The 14,855-nt window shown below is 64.9% G+C and carries 12 protein-coding genes and 1 pseudogene; 4 read left to right on the top strand and 9 right to left on the bottom strand.

Annotation, left to right across the window (positions count from 1 at the left end):
• Position 1: 1 nt before the first annotated feature.
• The 7 genes from GOOTI_RS16740 to GOOTI_RS16770 all read right to left on the bottom strand — a co-directional run bounded on the left by GOOTI_RS16740 (position 2) and on the right by GOOTI_RS16770 (position 6,250).
• Entirely contained in the window at positions 2-1,153 is a 1,152-nt protein-coding gene (locus tag GOOTI_RS16740) for an MCE family protein (protein ID WP_007239800.1), read from the bottom strand.
• Positions 1,150-2,217 carry an MCE family protein gene (locus GOOTI_RS16745; protein ID WP_007239801.1) on the bottom strand — a complete coding sequence of 356 codons (1,068 nt, stop codon included), beginning with the start codon at positions 2,215-2,217 and terminating at the stop codon, positions 1,150-1,152. Before GOOTI_RS16745 ends, GOOTI_RS16740 begins: the two co-directional genes overlap by 4 nt.
• Positions 2,210-3,403, bottom strand: coding sequence for an MCE family protein (locus tag GOOTI_RS16750; protein ID WP_007239802.1), 1,194 nt, complete (start codon positions 3,401-3,403; stop codon positions 2,210-2,212). The genes GOOTI_RS16745 and GOOTI_RS16750 overlap by 8 nt, the downstream gene beginning before the upstream one ends.
• 4 nt (positions 3,404-3,407) lie before the next feature.
• Positions 3,408-4,259, bottom strand: a complete 852-nt coding sequence (locus GOOTI_RS16755; RefSeq protein WP_007239803.1) for an MlaE family ABC transporter permease — start codon at positions 4,257-4,259, stop codon at positions 3,408-3,410.
• Position 4,260: 1 nt separating this feature from the next.
• Complete coding sequence (locus tag GOOTI_RS16760; RefSeq protein WP_007239804.1) at positions 4,261-5,025, bottom strand: MlaE family ABC transporter permease; 765 nt, start codon at positions 5,023-5,025, stop codon at positions 4,261-4,263.
• Between the two features lie 60 nt (positions 5,026-5,085).
• Complete coding sequence (locus GOOTI_RS16765; protein ID WP_007239805.1) at positions 5,086-5,976, bottom strand: 3-oxoacyl-ACP reductase; 891 nt, start codon at positions 5,974-5,976, stop codon at positions 5,086-5,088.
• An 85-nt stretch (positions 5,977-6,061) separates the two neighbouring features.
• The gene (locus GOOTI_RS16770) at positions 6,062-6,250 is read right to left on the bottom strand and encodes a ferredoxin (RefSeq protein WP_007239806.1); all 189 of its coding nucleotides are present in this window, start codon (positions 6,248-6,250) and stop codon (positions 6,062-6,064) included.
• A gap of 109 nt (positions 6,251-6,359) precedes the next feature.
• On the opposite strand from GOOTI_RS16770, the gene GOOTI_RS16775 reads away from it, so the two are divergent.
• The 4 genes from GOOTI_RS16775 to GOOTI_RS16790 all read left to right on the top strand — a co-directional run bounded on the left by GOOTI_RS16775 (position 6,360) and on the right by GOOTI_RS16790 (position 11,666).
• A complete protein-coding gene (locus GOOTI_RS16775; RefSeq protein WP_007239807.1) occupies positions 6,360-7,562 on the top strand; it encodes an acyl-CoA dehydrogenase family protein in 1,203 nt (400 codons plus the stop codon).
• A 38-nt stretch (positions 7,563-7,600) separates the two neighbouring features.
• Positions 7,601-8,755, top strand: a complete 1,155-nt coding sequence (locus GOOTI_RS16780; RefSeq protein WP_007239808.1) for an acyl-CoA dehydrogenase family protein — start codon at positions 7,601-7,603, stop codon at positions 8,753-8,755.
• A gap of 13 nt (positions 8,756-8,768) precedes the next feature.
• On the top strand, positions 8,769-10,265 hold the full coding sequence (locus GOOTI_RS16785) for an AMP-binding protein (protein ID WP_007239809.1): 1,497 nt from the start codon (positions 8,769-8,771) through the stop codon (positions 10,263-10,265).
• A 408-nt stretch (positions 10,266-10,673) separates the two neighbouring features.
• The gene (locus tag GOOTI_RS16790) at positions 10,674-11,666 is read left to right on the top strand and encodes a hypothetical protein (protein WP_007239810.1); all 993 of its coding nucleotides are present in this window, start codon (positions 10,674-10,676) and stop codon (positions 11,664-11,666) included.
• Between the two features lie 383 nt (positions 11,667-12,049).
• Here the strand turns inward: GOOTI_RS16790 and GOOTI_RS16795 are convergent.
• Both GOOTI_RS16795 and GOOTI_RS16800 read right to left on the bottom strand, forming a co-directional pair.
• Positions 12,050-13,181: pseudogene (locus GOOTI_RS16795) on the bottom strand (NAD(P)H-dependent flavin oxidoreductase).
• Between the two features lie 19 nt (positions 13,182-13,200).
• The gene (locus GOOTI_RS16800) at positions 13,201-14,847 is read right to left on the bottom strand and encodes an acyl-CoA synthetase (protein ID WP_007239812.1); all 1,647 of its coding nucleotides are present in this window, start codon (positions 14,845-14,847) and stop codon (positions 13,201-13,203) included.
• Between the last annotated feature and the right edge of the window lie 8 nt (positions 14,848-14,855).

The following is a 14,855-nucleotide window of genomic DNA, read 5'->3' on the forward strand; positions in this document are numbered from 1 at the left end:
GTCAGCCACCTCCTGTCGGGGTCGGATATGTCGGCGCGGGAGCCGGGGCGGTGTTCTTCGGCGGCATCGGCGGCGCTTGACTCCAGGCTTGCGGCAGCAGTGGGAAACCGCTGTAGGAGAACGCCTTCCACGCCTCGGGATACTTCTGTTGAAGGATCTTCATGAATGTGGCCGTGTAGTCGCCGAAAGTGCTGACGCCGACGAGGGATTCGAAGCGCGGACCCGACGCAACGGCTTCGCCGAGCGCGTTCGCATATGGCCCGAGACGGTCGAGCGTCTGCTTGAGGTTGTCCTCGTTGTCGTTGAGGATGTCGAGCACCCCGTCGAGTTTGGTCAGCGTCGGGCGTAGTTGTTCGTTGTTCTCCTTGATGAACCCGGAGATCTGCTCCGCGACGTCACGGGTGCCGCTGATGAGCTGCGCGATGGCGGCACGGCGGAACTGCAGTTCACCGACCAGCGAATTGGCGTCCACGAGAAGCTGGTTGATCTGCTTGCTGCGGTCGCCGATGACATCGGTGACCGCGCTGGCCTTCGCCAACAGCGCCCGCAGATTGTTGTCCCGGTCGGCGATCGCCTTCGACAACCGCGAGACGCCCTCTACAGCGCCCTGTACTTCGTCGGGCGTCGAGGAGAACGTGACCGAGAGCGTGTCGAGCGCCTTGTTGAGCTGGTCGGTATCGGTCTGCGCGAGCGAATTGGTCGACTCGTCGAGGGCATCGGTGAGCGAGTAGGGCGCGATGGTGTTGCGGTTGGCGATGGACCCACCCGGTCGGATCCGCTCGCCGCCGTGCGGCAGGATCGTCAGATTTCTTCTGCCGAGCACGGTCTCGGTCTTGATGGCGGCCTGGGTGTCGGCGCCCATGACCACCGTGTCGTTCATTCGGAAGCCGACAGCGGCCTTCGTGCCCTGGTCGGTCGGGGCGAGTTCGATCTTCTCCACCGTTCCCACCGTGACGCCGGATACGGTCACGATGTCACCGGTGACCAGCCCTCCCGCGTCGTCGAAGTAGGCGGTGTAGGTGCTGATCGGCGAGAGGTAGGGCAACTTGTCCATCTGCATCGCGACGATCACGACGAGCGCGGTGACCACCACGCCGATGAGGCCGATCTGGATGCGGCTGCGCCCGTTCATGAGCTTGCGCTTCTCGCTCATGTGGCCGCGCACCTCCCGCCGGCCTTCGTGGTGTCGCCCATGACGTCGTTGGACGTGAAGAAATACTGCTTGCCGTCGGGACCGCTGAGCAGCAACCTGATTCGGCAGAAGTAGATCTGCAACCACGCACCGTAACTGCCGAGGTTGGACAGCTTCTTGAAGTCGTTGGGCAGCCGACCGACGAGTTGCCGAAGATAGGGTTCGGACTTCAGCAGGTTGCCCGACACCGCACCCGTCTCGTTCACGATCTGCTTGAGGTCGGGACGGGTCGCTCCCAGCAATCCCGACAGGCCGGTGGTGACTGCAGCGGTCTGGGTGAGCGCGTCGCCGATGGTGCCGCGCTGAGCCGAGAGTCCGGTGATCAACTGCTGCATCTGGTCAAGGCTGGTGTCGAGACCCGCCTTGTCGCCGTCGAGAATGCCGACGGTCTGGTTCAGGTTGTCGATGACGTCACCGATCAGCTGGTCGCGGTCGGCGAGTGCGCCGGTGAACGACGACGTCTGCGCGAGGAGGTTCGTCAAGGCCTCGCGCTGTGCGCGCCCCTGGAACACCTCGATCAACGACGCCGAGAGCTGGTTGACCTCGTCGGGTTTCAGGGTCCGGAACAGCGGTTTGAACCCGCCGAGCAGTTTGTCGAGATCCATCGCCGGCTCGGTTTGGCCGATCGGGATCGTCGCACCGGATGGCAGGGTGTCATCCGGGTCACCCTCACCCTGCTCGATGTCGAGGTAGCGGTCGCCCGTGAGGTTCTCGTAGCGGATCAATGCGCGCACCGATCGCGGCAAGCGATATTTCTCATCGACGCTGAATGACACCTCCGCGTCGTTGTCCCGGGTCAACCCCACCTTGTGGACGGTGCCGACCTGCACCCCTGCGATCTTCACCTTGGAACCGGACTTCATCTCCGATGCACTCGTGAACACGGCGGTGTAGTCCGACGACGATCCGGGTCGATAGTTGCTGAACACGGCGACGAGTCCGACGAACACGATGACCATGACCGTAGCGAACGCACCCAATTTGATGACGGTGGCGCGGAAAGCGCGCGTGCGATTGTCAACCACCGGCCTGCCCACCCCGCTGCGGCTCCCCGAACAGGAGCTGGAACAGTTTCTGGCGCGACGCCTTCGCCGTTGTCCGTGGCTGATAGGGCACCGGCGCGTTGTCGGTCACGTAGAAGCCGGTGTTGACGTCGGTGGTCGGATTGCTCAATGCGCCCTCGCAGGTCGGTGGCCCATCTGCACCGACGATCGGCAGGCTCTGCGGATACGTGTACGGGTCGGTGCCCGGCTGCAATCCCGCGTACAGCAGGAGGTTTCCGTTCTTACCGCCGAGCATGGGTTTGGCGAGGTCGGCAGCCTGCGCGCTCGCGGTCAAGAAGCAGGCGAGTCCCGGTGACTGGTAGCCGAGCAGGCGTGCGACAGGATTGAGATTCGACAGCGTCGTGATCAGCGTCTGCTTCGGCGGGGCGAGCACACCGTTGATCGTGTTGGCCATCCCGGTCGCGTTGATCAGCAGTGCGTCGAGGTTGGCGGAGTTGTCGAGCAGCGTGTTCCCGATGAACGTCGCATTGTCGATGGTGCGCATCAGGTCCGGCATCGCGTCGGCGTAGACGTTGGTTGCTCCCGCGGCCTGCGTGATCGCCGCGTTCAGTTCGTCCAGGTGAGGATTGGTCTTCGCCAGAAGGCCTGACAACTGGTCGAGCGAGGCACCGATCTGCTTACCCTGCCCCGACAGTGCGGTGTCGACGGCACCCATCACGGCGTTGAGCTTGTCGGGTTGCAAATCGGCAAGGACGTTGACCAGTTGCTGGAACACGGTGTTGAGCTCGACGACCACCCTGTCGGCTCCGATGACCTGTCCGGACTGCAGGTGCCCTTCTCCCCCGGTCTCCGGGATCACCAGGTTGACAGCCTTGGCACCGAAAACGGTGTTGGACTTGATGTCGGCGGTGACGTTGCCGGGGATCTGCGACATGGAGGCGGTGTCGATGTCGAGGTCGAGCACGGCGTGCCCGTCCTGCTGACGGATCGAGGCGACCTTGCCCACCTGCACACCCCGCAACTTCACCTTGGCGTCAGGACTCATCACGAGGCCTGCCCGCGGGGTGTTGAGGGTGACCGGCTGAGTGTCGGCGAACCAGCCGAGGAATTGCGCGCCTGCACCCACGACAACAGCGACGAGGCCACCGACCATGATGACCGCTGCTGTCTTGCGGACCAGAGGGCTCCGCTCCTGTCGACGTGCCATCTGTTCAGCCCGCCAGATTGAACTTGCCGTCGGCGCCGTAGATGGCGAGCGAGGTGAGCAGGGTGATCACGACCACGACGACGAGCGACGCACGCACCGCGTTGCCAACGGCGACGCCCACACCGACGGGCCCTCCGTCGGCGTTGTAGCCGTAGTAGGTGTGGATGAGCATCACGGCGATCGCCATGCAGATCGCCTGCACGAACGACCACAGGATGTCCGACGGGATCAGGAACGTGTTGAAGTAGTGGTCGTAGACACCCGATGACTGGCCGTAGAGCACGACGGTCGCAAAACGACTGGCGATGAACGCGGCGAGTGACGCGAGGGAGTAAAGCGGGATGATCGCGATCATCCCCGCGACGATCCGGGTGCTGACCAGGTAGGGGATCGATGAGATCGCCATGGTCTCGAGCGCGTCGATCTCCTCACTGACCCGCATCGCGCCCAGTTGTGCCGTGGCGCCCGCCCCGATGGTCGCCGCGAGCGCGATACCGGCGATCACCGGCACCGCGATGCGGACGTTGATGAACGCGGAGAAGAATCCGGTGAGCGCCTCGACGCCGATGTTGGCGAGCGAACTGTAGCCCTGCACGGCGATGGTGCCGCCGGTGAACAACGTGAGGAACCCGACCACGACGACGGTGCCGCCGATCATCGCGAGCGCGCCGGAACCCATGGAGATCTCGGCGATGAGCCGCAGCGTCTCTTTCTTGTACTGGCGAACCGCGCGGGGGATGGCGATGAGGCTGTCCCAGTAGAACAGCGCCTGATCGCCGATCTGATTCCAGTCGTCGCCCGCGCGTTTTATCGCGACTCGAGCTGTCTGGAGTCGTGTGGTGAACGGAAGGACCATGTCAGCCGGCCGTCGCTTTCACACCGACGGCGGTGACCACGACGTTGACCACGAACAGTGCCATGAACGAGTACACGACCGTCTCGTTGACGGCGTCACCGACGCCCTTCGCGCCACCCTTGACGTTGAGTCCCTGGAAGCACCCGACCAAACCGGCGAAGAGCCCGAACAGCGCGGCTTTGACCATCGAGATCATGAGCTCGCCGAAGCCGGTCAGCAGGGTGAGACTGGCGAGGAACGCGCCGGGGTTGACGTCCTGCAGATAGACCGAGAACAAGAAGCCGCCGCCGATACCGATCGTGCACACGAGGCTGTTGAGCAGCAGCGCCACCCCGGTCGACGCGATGACTCGGGGAACGACGAGTCGGTGCACCGGATTGATCCCGAGCACCTCCATCGCGTCGATCTCCTCGCGGATGGTGCGTGCGCCGAGGTCGGCACAGATGGCTGTGGCTCCCGCGCCGGCAACGATGAGCACGGTGACGATCGGACCGATCTGTGTGATGGTGCCCAGTGCCGCACCCGCTCCGGAGAGGTCTTGGGCACCGATCTCGCGCAACAGGATGTTCAGCGTGAAACTCACCAGGACCGTGAACGGGATCGCAACGAGCAGCGTCGGCATCATCGAGACACGGGCGATCGCCCACGATTGCTCCACGGTCTCCCGCCACTGAAACGGCCTGCGGAACAGCTCACGAAAAGCATCGACACCTAGGGCAACGAAGTCGCCGACCTGTTCCAGCGGCGCATCAAGCCTGCGCGACAAACGTCTGCTCCTCTTCCCCGGTTCCCAAGCAACCTAGCACGCACAACAGCCAGAAGTGGGTCAGTTGACCAGCCCACGCGCCGTGAAGGTTTTCGAGGGGTCACGCTCTGCGAAGTACGAGGTGAGAGTCTTGGTCAGATCGTCGGAATCCCACGCGTCACCGTCGGCGGTGAAAACCTCGTCGACGGTCGGCGCGGCCATCAGCGTGACCCGCGGACCATAGACGACGAAAACCTGTCCGGTGACGTCGTCAGAGTCGGGGGAGGCGAGGAATTCGATTAGTCGCACGACGTGGTCGGGCGACAACGGGTCGATGCCGTCGACAGGCGCCTCGCCGAACACGGCAGCCGTCATCGCCGTGCGCGCGCGGGGACAGATGGCGTTCGCACGCACGCCGTAGCGCTTGAGCGCTCGCGACGCCGACAGGGTCAGTGCGGTGATCCCTGCCTTGGCCGCACCGTAATTCGCCTGCCCCTCGGGACCGAGCAGACCTGCTTCCGACGACGTGTTGATCAATCGCCCGTAGACCGGCCGACCTTCCTTCTTCGACTCACCACGCCAGTACGCCCCCGCATTCCGGTTGAGCAGGAAGTGACCGCGCAGGTGCACCCGGATCACCAGATCCCACTCGTCGTCGGACATGTTGAACAGCATCTTGTCGCGCACGACGCCCGCATTGCTGACCACGATGTCGAGCCGTCCGAGATCCTCGGTGGCCACTCGCATGATCTCGGCCGCGACAGCGGAGTCGGAGATGTCTCCGGCGACCGGGACGGCGCGCCCACCGGCCGCGGTGATGCTGTCGATCGTGTCGCTGGCATCCAGGGAACCCGAGAGATCGTTGACGATGACCGTCGCGCCTGCCGCCGCGAGACCGATTGCCTCTGCCCGCCCGAGACCCGCGCCCGCTCCGGTGACGACGGCTACGCGATCATTGCAAGACTGCCCCACTGGGTACACCTTTCCTCGACTAGAACATGTTCTAACATGCGACCTCGCGAGTCCGAGTAGGAACCCCCGAAAACCGCGCGGCGCCTCACTCGAGCCGCAATGCCGACTTCGGGCAACCGGCAACCGCCTGACGAACCTCGTCGACCTTGTCCGCCGGAACGTCATCGGAGAGAATCACCAGGTAGTCGTCATCATCGAGGTCGAAGAACTCGGGTGCGATGCCCACGCACACGCCGTTGGCCTCGCACAGGTCGAAATCCGCCTTGATTCGCATCAGTACCCCTCTTCGTTGTCAGGTCCGTTGGTTGACGGGCTGGGTGGATACAGGTTAGAACGTGTTTCAGAAGTTGGCGAGCACCCACCGGAAAGCACAGGGCCGAACAATGCGCATCGCGTACACAGACCAGCAAGCCGATCTCCGTCGCGAACTGCGGTCGTACTTCGCCGGATTGATGACAGACGAACGACGCGCCGCGCTTTCCGGGGGCGACGGAGAAGTCGGCGAAGGCGATGCCTATCGCGACGTTGTGGCACAAATGGGTGCCGACGGGTGGCTGGCATTGGGATGGCCCACGGAGTTCGGCGGCCAGAACCGGTCGATGATGGACCAGTTGATCTTCACAGACGAGGCGGCGATCGCCGGCGCACCCGTCCCCTTCCTGACCATCAACTCGGTCGCCCCGACGATCATGCATTACGGCACCGATGAGCAGAAGGCGTTCTTTCTGCCGAGGATCGCAGCGGGTGAATTGCACTTCTCGATCGGATACTCCGAGCCCGGCGCGGGAACAGACCTGGCAGCCCTGCGGACCACAGCGGTGCGTGACGGCGACGAGTACGTGATCAACGGACAGAAGATGTGGACGTCGCTGGTCGCCTACGCCGACTACATCTGGCTGGCCTGCCGTACGGATCCCTCCACCCTCGAGCCGGGAGGTAAGAAGCACAAGGGCATCTCGATGCTCATCGTGCCGACCACCAGTTCGGGCTTCGACTACACGCCGGTGCACACGATGTCGGGTGTCGACACGTCGGTCACCTACTACTCCGACGTACGGGTGCCGCTCAGTGCACGCGTCGGCGAAGAGGGTGGCGGTTGGCCGTTGGTCACCAATCAGCTCAATCACGAGCGGGTGGCGTTGTGCAGCGCCGCACCCGTGCAGACCGCGCTGCGCGAGACCGTCGCCTGGGCGCAGCAACACAAAACCGGGGACGGCCAACGGATCATCGACGCGCCATGGGCGCGCACAAACCTCGCCAGAGTGCACGCGAAGGTCGAGTATCTCAAGCTGATCAACTGGAAGATCGCCTCGGCAGCCGCGTCCGGTGGATCACCATCGCCCGCCGACGCTTCGGCGACCAAGGTCTTCGGCACCGAATTCGCCACGGAGGCATACCGTTTACTGATGGAGGTGGTCGGTCCCGCCGCGACGCTCCGGCAGGACTCGCCGGGCGCACAGTTGCACGGCAGACTCGAGCGCTACCAGCGGACATCGCTGATCCTGACTTTCGGGGGCGGCACCAACGAGGTTCAGCGCGACATCATCGGCATGCTCGCCCTCGGTCTCCCCCCACAGCGGCGCTGACTTGCCACCCATCCAGCACTGAGCCGAGGAGCACGTACATGGACTTCACCCTCCCCGAAACCGCAACCGCCGTCCGCGATCTCGCAGCCGATATCGCTACCAAGATCAGCTCCGACGACCGGGTCGCAACGCTCGAGGCCTCGTCGGCTCCCCTCGACGAACTGCTGTGGCGCGAACTGGCCTCGGCGGGCCTGCTCGCCCTCGAGCTGCCCGAAGCGCTTGCCGGTGACGCAGCGGGCGACCTCACGGCCGTCGAGAACACCACTGTCGCTGAGCAACTCGGCCGCCACCTGGCTCGGGTTCCTTTCGGTCAGCACGCGATCGCAGCGGGCCCGCTCCTCGCTCGAAATGCCACCACGACCCTCGCGACCGATTTGCTCCCCCGCATGGCGGACGGCACCCTCGTCGCTACCGCCGCCGTCGAAGAGGATCTCGGCGACGATGCGCTTTCGCCCACCACCGCACTCACCCGATCGGGCCGCGGATACCTGCTGCGCGGCACCAAGATCAACGTCCCCTACGCCGCGGCGGCCGGGCTCCTACTGGTCACCGCCACAGATGCCGACGGGGTCGCCGTTGCGGTCGTCGACGCGACCACGGACGGCATCACCGTCACCGAGGCCCGAACCACCGGCCTCACCCCCACCTACCACGTCGAATTCTCCGACGTCGCAGTCGATGACGCACACGTGCTCCACGGCGCCGACGTCGTCTCCGACCTCGTCGATCGCCTCACCCTCGCACTGTGTGCCGAACAGTCCGGCGTGCTCGCCGCAGCGCTGGCGGCCACGGCGTCCTACGCGCGCGAGCGGGAACAGTTCGGCCGGCCGATCGGCTCGTTTCAGGCCGTCGCACAGCGCCTCGCCGACGGCTACATCGACGTCTCGGCACTCTCTCTGACCACCACGCAGGCCGCGTGGATGTTCGCACAGTCCGGCAGCAGTTCTGACGACGCCGCAACCACCGACCACAACGAGATCGCCGCCGCCATCGCAACAGCCAAGTTTTGGGCCGCGGAGTCGGGTCATCGGGTCGCGCACACGACCGTGCACGTCCACGGCGGCGTCGGACTCGATACCAGTCACCCCACGCACCGATACTTCCTGCGCGCCAAGCAGAATGAGTTCACACTCGGGTCGGCGACCACAGCACTTCGACGGATCGGCGACATCCTCGCCGCCGCCCCAGCGTGATCACGGCGTCGCAGTGACGGTCACCGACCTCCTGTCGAAGCTGGTCGACGTCACCGACCGAGGGCTCCACGTCGAGGATGAATTCGTGTCGTGGAGTGAGCATCTCCGCCGCTCCGCGCAGCGCGCTGCTGCGGTCACCGAACTGCTGACTCAGGGCCGACCACCACATGTTGGTGTGCTGATGAGCAATGTCGCGGAGTTCAGCTATGCGATCGCTGCCGCCGTCCTCGGCGAGTTCGTCGTCGTCGGGCTCAACACCACCCGGCGTGGAGCCGCGCTCGCAGCCGACATCGCCACCGCCGACTGCGATCTGGTCCTCACCTGCTCGGACACCCGTCACCTACTCGACGGTGTCGACCACGGTGCGCGGGTCATCGACGTCGACTCCGACGAGTGGTCCACACTCCTTGCGCCACACAGCGACACACCCGTCGATCTCCCTGATTCCTCCGACGACGATCTGCTGATGTTGATCTTCACGTCCGGCACCACGGGCGAACCCAAGGCCGTCCAATGCACGCATCGCACGTTTGCAGCAAGCGGAACGATGCTCGCCGAACGCTTCGACATCGGCCCCGCCGACAACGTCTACTTGTCGATGCCCATGTTCCACTCGAACGCCACGATCGCAGGCTGGTCGGTCGCAGTGGCGGGCACGGCGTCGATCACGTTGCGTAACAGATTCTCTGCGCGTTCGTTTCTGCCGGATGTCCGCCGCTTCGGGATCACCTACGCCAACTACGTCGGAAAACCGTTGAACTACATACTCGCGACTCCAGAGCGGACAGACGACGCCGAGAACCCGCTGCGAATCGTGTACGGCAACGAGGCGTCGGCACGCGATCGTCGACGCTTCGCCGCACGGTTCGGTTGCCGCGTCGTCGACGGATTCGGTTCCACCGAGGGCGGTGTGGCCATCACACGCACTCCCGACACCCCAGACGACGCTCTCGGTCCCCTGCGGCCGCCGACAGCCATTGTCGACCAGGACACCGGCGCGCCGCTGCCCGCGGGCGAGATCGGAGAGATCGTGAACAGCTCTGGTCCGGGGCTGTTCAGTGGCTACTACGGGAATCCCGATGCCACCGCGGAACGGGTGCGCGGCGGTGTCTACCACACGGGCGACCTCGGGTGGGTCGACGACGCCGGCTACGTCCACTTCGCGGGCCGTCTCGGCGAGTGGATGCGCGTCGACGGCGAGAACCTCTGCACCGGACCGATAGAACGAATCCTGCTACGGCACAGCAGCATCAGGCAGACTGCGGTCTACGGGGTACCGACGGAGATCGGCGACGAGATCGAGGCGGTACTGGTGGCACCCGCACTCGATCCCGCCGAGTTCGGCGACTTCCTGGCCGCGCAGACCGACCTCGGGCCCAAGCAGTGGCCGCAGCGCGTGCGCATCGTCGACTCCCTGCCGGAGACCGCGACCTTCAAAACACTCAAACGCACACTCCGCGAAACCGATTCAGCCCCGACGTGGACCCGCCGCGGCCACACCTACGCGTGACCGCCGGCCCGCTCGCCCCACTCCCCCGCGCGCGCAGAAAGTAGCGGAAAGACCCCTTCCCCGACTCCCCTCCCCTCCCCCTACAAACTTCCCGCGGAAACCACAGAAACCAGGGGAAGGCCCGACGCTGCCCCACCGCTCACCCCGGCTTCAGGCCGAGCCCCGGGCCCGGCCCGGCGCCCCCCGCGCGCGCAGAAAGTGGCGGAAAGACTCCTTCCCCGACTTCCCTCCCCTTCCCCTACAAACTTCCCGCGGAAACCACAGAAACCAGGGGAAAGCCCGACGCTGCCCCACCGCTCACCCCACCCCCGCGCCACGACTTATCCACAACCACACGATTCCGTCGAGTTATCCACAACCAGGTGCACAGGCCGACACCTTTCCGCGACTTTCGGCCACGATCACTGCATGACCTCATTCCACGCATCCGATCCCGACGGCTCGGCGTCGGACAGTCGAATCATCTATCGGCGCACCGTCATCGGCGAAGGACACACTGACCGCGACATCCGGCGCGCGCTCAGAGATCAACAGATCGAGCGTCTGCGACAGGGCTCGTACGTGTCCAGCTCTGCCTACGCCGACCTCGAAGACTACGAACGCGCCGAAACCAGATACCGCGACATGGTCGTCGCCGCGGCGCGTAGTGGAGGCCCGCGTCGATTCCTAAGTCATCAGTCGGCGGCTGTCATGCTCGGGGTCCCGCTGCTGAACCCCGACCGGTCGACGGTGCACTTCGTCTCCGAGCGCTCCGGACGTACCTCGCCCGGACTCGCGATCCATCAGGCGCCCATCCCTGACGAACACGTGGTGAGCATCGACGGAATCCTGGTCACCTCGATCGGACGAACGGTCTGCGACGTCGCGCGCCTCGGTAACCTCCGACAAGCCGTCTGCGCACTCGACAGTGGGCTGTATCAAGGACGAATTCGTGAACAGCCCATCGACCTCGCCGCCATCGTCGACGCACTCGGCCCCTGCCACGGGATCAACGTGCTCCGGACCGCACTGCTCCTGGCCACCGACCTATCGGAGTCGATCGGTGAGACGATCAGCCGTTGCATTTTCTGCGAGTCGGAGCTCATCCCCGACCCGGAACTGCAGGTGGTCATCACGCTCCCCGACGGCACCATGTATCGCTGTGATTTCGGGTGGCGGGATTCTGAAGGCAATCTACGAGTGGTCGGCGAGTTCGACGGCCGGCTCAAGTACCACCGCGCCTCCGCCGACAGCGGAGCGATGCTTCCGGAAGAGGTGATCTACGACGAGAAGCTGCGCGAGGACGCGATTCGTGCCCGCGACATCACCTTCGCGCGGTGGACCTGGAACGAACTCGCCGCACCGAGGCGCCTCACCGAACGCATCCACGACGCATTGCTGCGCGGAGGCGTCTTGAAGTGAAGTCACCTACAGCGAATGTGCCTCACTCCGACCATCGGGCCCAGGCCACGCGACTGCGCTTCGACACGCAACCCCCGACTCCCCTGTATCGCGCGTCTCCTCTCGCGTAGCCGGCCTCACCTTCGTGACACTCGACGCTTCTCTGGCACACCCTTCCCCGACTTTCACGCCTTTCCCCGCGAAACAACCCGCGGAACAGCACAAAAGTAGGGGAAGGAATCTTTCCCCTACTTTTGGCGGACAGCCCGGGGCGAGCAGCGCGGGGCAGGCAGCGCGGACAGTGCGGGGCGAGCAGCGCGGGCGGTGCGGCAGGCAGCGCGGGGCGGTCAGAGCAGCGCGGGCAGCGCGGGGCGAGCACCGAGACCACCGGCCGCCGAGGAGCCCTACTCCAGCGTCTTGCCCAGCCGCACGGCGGATTCCTGGTACTCGCTGACCAGGTCAGCGATCAACTCGGCGACCGGAGTGATCGAGTTCATGCGCCCGACGATCTGGCCTGCGGGGCATCGCGACGACGTCCGCGTCATCGGCCTGAGAGATGCGCGCATGCGCTTCCCCCACGAGAAGATTCTGCAGCGGCATCGGCAACGGTTCCGGAGCGCCGGGTGCATCCCAGGCGTCGGTCCACTTCGTCCTCAGCAGGCGGGCAGGCTTGCCCGAGTAGATCCGGCGTCGAACGGTATCCCGCGACGACGCCGCCAGCAGCGCCTTCTGCACGGTCGACGGTCCGTTTCCGGTCGCGCCGAGCCGGTATTCGGCGGCGGTCAGCCAGTAAGTGCCCATCCACACGCCCTGCGCTCCCAGCGCAATTGCCGCGGCCATCTGCCGCCCACTGCCGACGCCACCCGCCGCCAAAACAGGGGCCCGATCGCCCACCGCGTCGACGAGTTCCGGCCACAACACCATCGAGGTGACCTCACCGGTGTGACCGCCACCCTCATATCCCTGCGCGATCACGATGTCGACGCCAGCGTCCACGTGGTGCAGCGCATGGTCTTTCGCTCCGGCAAGGGCCGCGACCTGCACGCCGTTCTCGTGCGCGACGCCGATGACGTCCGGCGGCGGCGATCCGAGCGCGTTCGCGATCAGCTTGATCTGCCCGTACTTTCGGGCGTGCTCCATCGCGACGTCGACATGCGAGCGCGCGACCGAATGCAGCCACCCGAGCACACCGGTGTTGAGCCGTTCACCGTTCTCCAACGGCGGCACCCCGAGATCGTCGAGGGTACGTTCGACGAAAGCCCGGTGCTCGGGCGGAATCATCGACTCCAGATCGACCTTGCTTCCCTCCGTGGGGATCTTGGCGGGCATCACGACGTCGACGCCGAACGGCTTGCCTTCGGTGTGTTCGTGCATCCACTCGAGCACCTCGTCGAGTTCGGACGCCTCATTGAAGCGGACACACCCGAGCACACCCATTCCACCTGAGCGGCTGATCGCGGCAGCCACCTCCTGGCTCGGCGTGAAGCCGAAGATCGGGTAGTCGATCCCGAAGCGTTCGGTGAGTTCTGTTCTGATCACACGATTACTCATGCTTTCATGCCCTTCCGCTGACGACCTGCGACGACGCGTCGGCCGGCCGTGACTCGGTGATCTCTCTGCCCCACGCGTAGTTCGGCTTACCAGCGGGCGAGCGCTTGATCTCATCGACATACCAGACACTGCGCGGACACTTGTATCCGGCAACCTGTTCCCGCACAACGTGGTTCAGTTCGTCGAGACTCGGCTTGGCCCCGTCACGGGTCGCGATGACGGCCGCGACTCGCTGTCCGTATCGATCGTCGGGGATGCCGACGACGACGGTGTCGAACACGTCGGGGTGTGCCTTGAGCGCGGCCTCGACCTCCTCTGGGAAGACCTTCTCACCGCCTGTGTTGATCGACTGGGAGCCGCGACCCATCATCGTGATGGAGCCGTCGACGTCGACCGTCGCGAGGTCGCCCGGAATGGAGTACCGGATACCGTTGAACTCCTTGAAGGTTCGGGCAGTCTTCTCCGGATCGTTGTAGTAGCGCAACGGTATGTTCCCCGACCTCGCGAGGATTCCGACCTCGCCGGAGCCCGGCTCGACCGGACTGCCGTCTTCACGCAACACCACGGCAGCCTTGTCGGCCGTCACTCTCGGTGCGCCCGTGTGCGATTGCCCCTTCTGCGCCGCGGACATGCCGCTGAATCCGGTCTCGGACGATCCTATGGCGTCGATGACGAGCAGATTCGGCATGAGTTCGAGATATTCGTCCTTCACGCTGGCCGAGAACAGGGCGGCCGACGACGCAAGCGACACAACGGATGCGGTGTCGTAGCGCCGACCATCGGGATGCCCCGCGCGCAGTGCGTCGACCATCGGTCGCGCCATCGCGTCACCGGTGATCATCACGACGTTGACCTTGTGCTGCTCGATGATCTGCCAGGTGAGGTGCGCACCGAACTCGGGGTAGATCACCGCCTTGCCGCCGGCGAAGAGCTCTTGGAATACGGCCCACTGCGATCCGCCGTGGATGAACGGCGGGATCGGGTAGCGAACCAGTTGACCACCGGCCGCGCCGTCGCGAGCCTGCTGCCATTCGTCGGAGATCTTCTCACCCGTGTAGAAGTTGATCCCACCGCCCAATACCCGCCAGATGTCCTCTTGCCGCCAGACGACGCCCTTCGGGAGTCCCGTTGTTCCCCCCGTGTACAGCATGTAGAGGTCGTCGTCGCTGCGCGGCGCGAAATCACGCTCGACGCTCCCGCGGTCCAGAGCATCGGCATACGAAATCGCGCCGTTGGGTGCGTCCACGTCCGAGCCGTCGTCGACGACGATCACGTGGCCCAGTTCCGGTGCCTTCGGTAACACGTTCCGCACCCTGTCGCCATACTGTCGTTCGTAGATCAGGACCTTCATGTCGGAGTCGGTGACGATGTGTTCGAGTTCGGCGGTCACGTACCGGTAGTTGACATTGACCATCACCGCCCGAGCCTTGAAGATGGCGAACATCGCCACAACGCATTCCAGCGTGTTCCTGCTGTACAGACCCACCGCGTCACCCGGCTCCACACCGAGTGCGATCAGCTCGTGGGCGAGCGCGTTCGCGTCGCGCTCCAGCTCGGCGTACGTCATCGATCGGTCGGCGGTTTCCAACGCGGTTCGGTCGGACATCAGGTCGACGGCGTGTTCGATCAGGTCGGCGATGTGGAAGGCCATGACGATAA

It is taken from the genome of Gordonia otitidis NBRC 100426, assembly GCF_000248075.1.
In the GTDB taxonomy this organism is placed as follows: Bacteria; Actinomycetota; Actinomycetes; order Mycobacteriales; family Mycobacteriaceae; genus Gordonia; species Gordonia otitidis.

What these genes read in the sequence shown, in the direction of transcription:
- GOOTI_RS16800 (WP_007239812.1), bottom strand. Translation starts at nt 14,847, where the DNA reads ATGGCCTTCCACATCGCCGACCTGATCGAACACGCCGTCGACCTGATG.
- GOOTI_RS16750 (WP_007239802.1), bottom strand. Translation starts at nt 3,403, where the DNA reads ATGGCACGTCGACAGGAGCGGAGCCCTCTGGTCCGCAAGACAGCAGCG.
- GOOTI_RS16770 (WP_007239806.1), bottom strand. Translation starts at nt 6,250, where the DNA reads ATGCGAATCAAGGCGGATTTCGACCTGTGCGAGGCCAACGGCGTGTGC.
- GOOTI_RS16755 (WP_007239803.1), bottom strand. Translation starts at nt 4,259, where the DNA reads ATGGTCCTTCCGTTCACCACACGACTCCAGACAGCTCGAGTCGCGATA.
- GOOTI_RS16780 (WP_007239808.1), top strand. Translation starts at nt 7,601, where the DNA reads ATGGACTTCACCCTCCCCGAAACCGCAACCGCCGTCCGCGATCTCGCA.
- GOOTI_RS16740 (WP_007239800.1), bottom strand. Translation starts at nt 1,153, where the DNA reads ATGAGCGAGAAGCGCAAGCTCATGAACGGGCGCAGCCGCATCCAGATC.
- GOOTI_RS16775 (WP_007239807.1), top strand. Translation starts at nt 6,360, where the DNA reads ATGCGCATCGCGTACACAGACCAGCAAGCCGATCTCCGTCGCGAACTG.
- GOOTI_RS16790 (WP_007239810.1), top strand. Translation starts at nt 10,674, where the DNA reads ATGACCTCATTCCACGCATCCGATCCCGACGGCTCGGCGTCGGACAGT.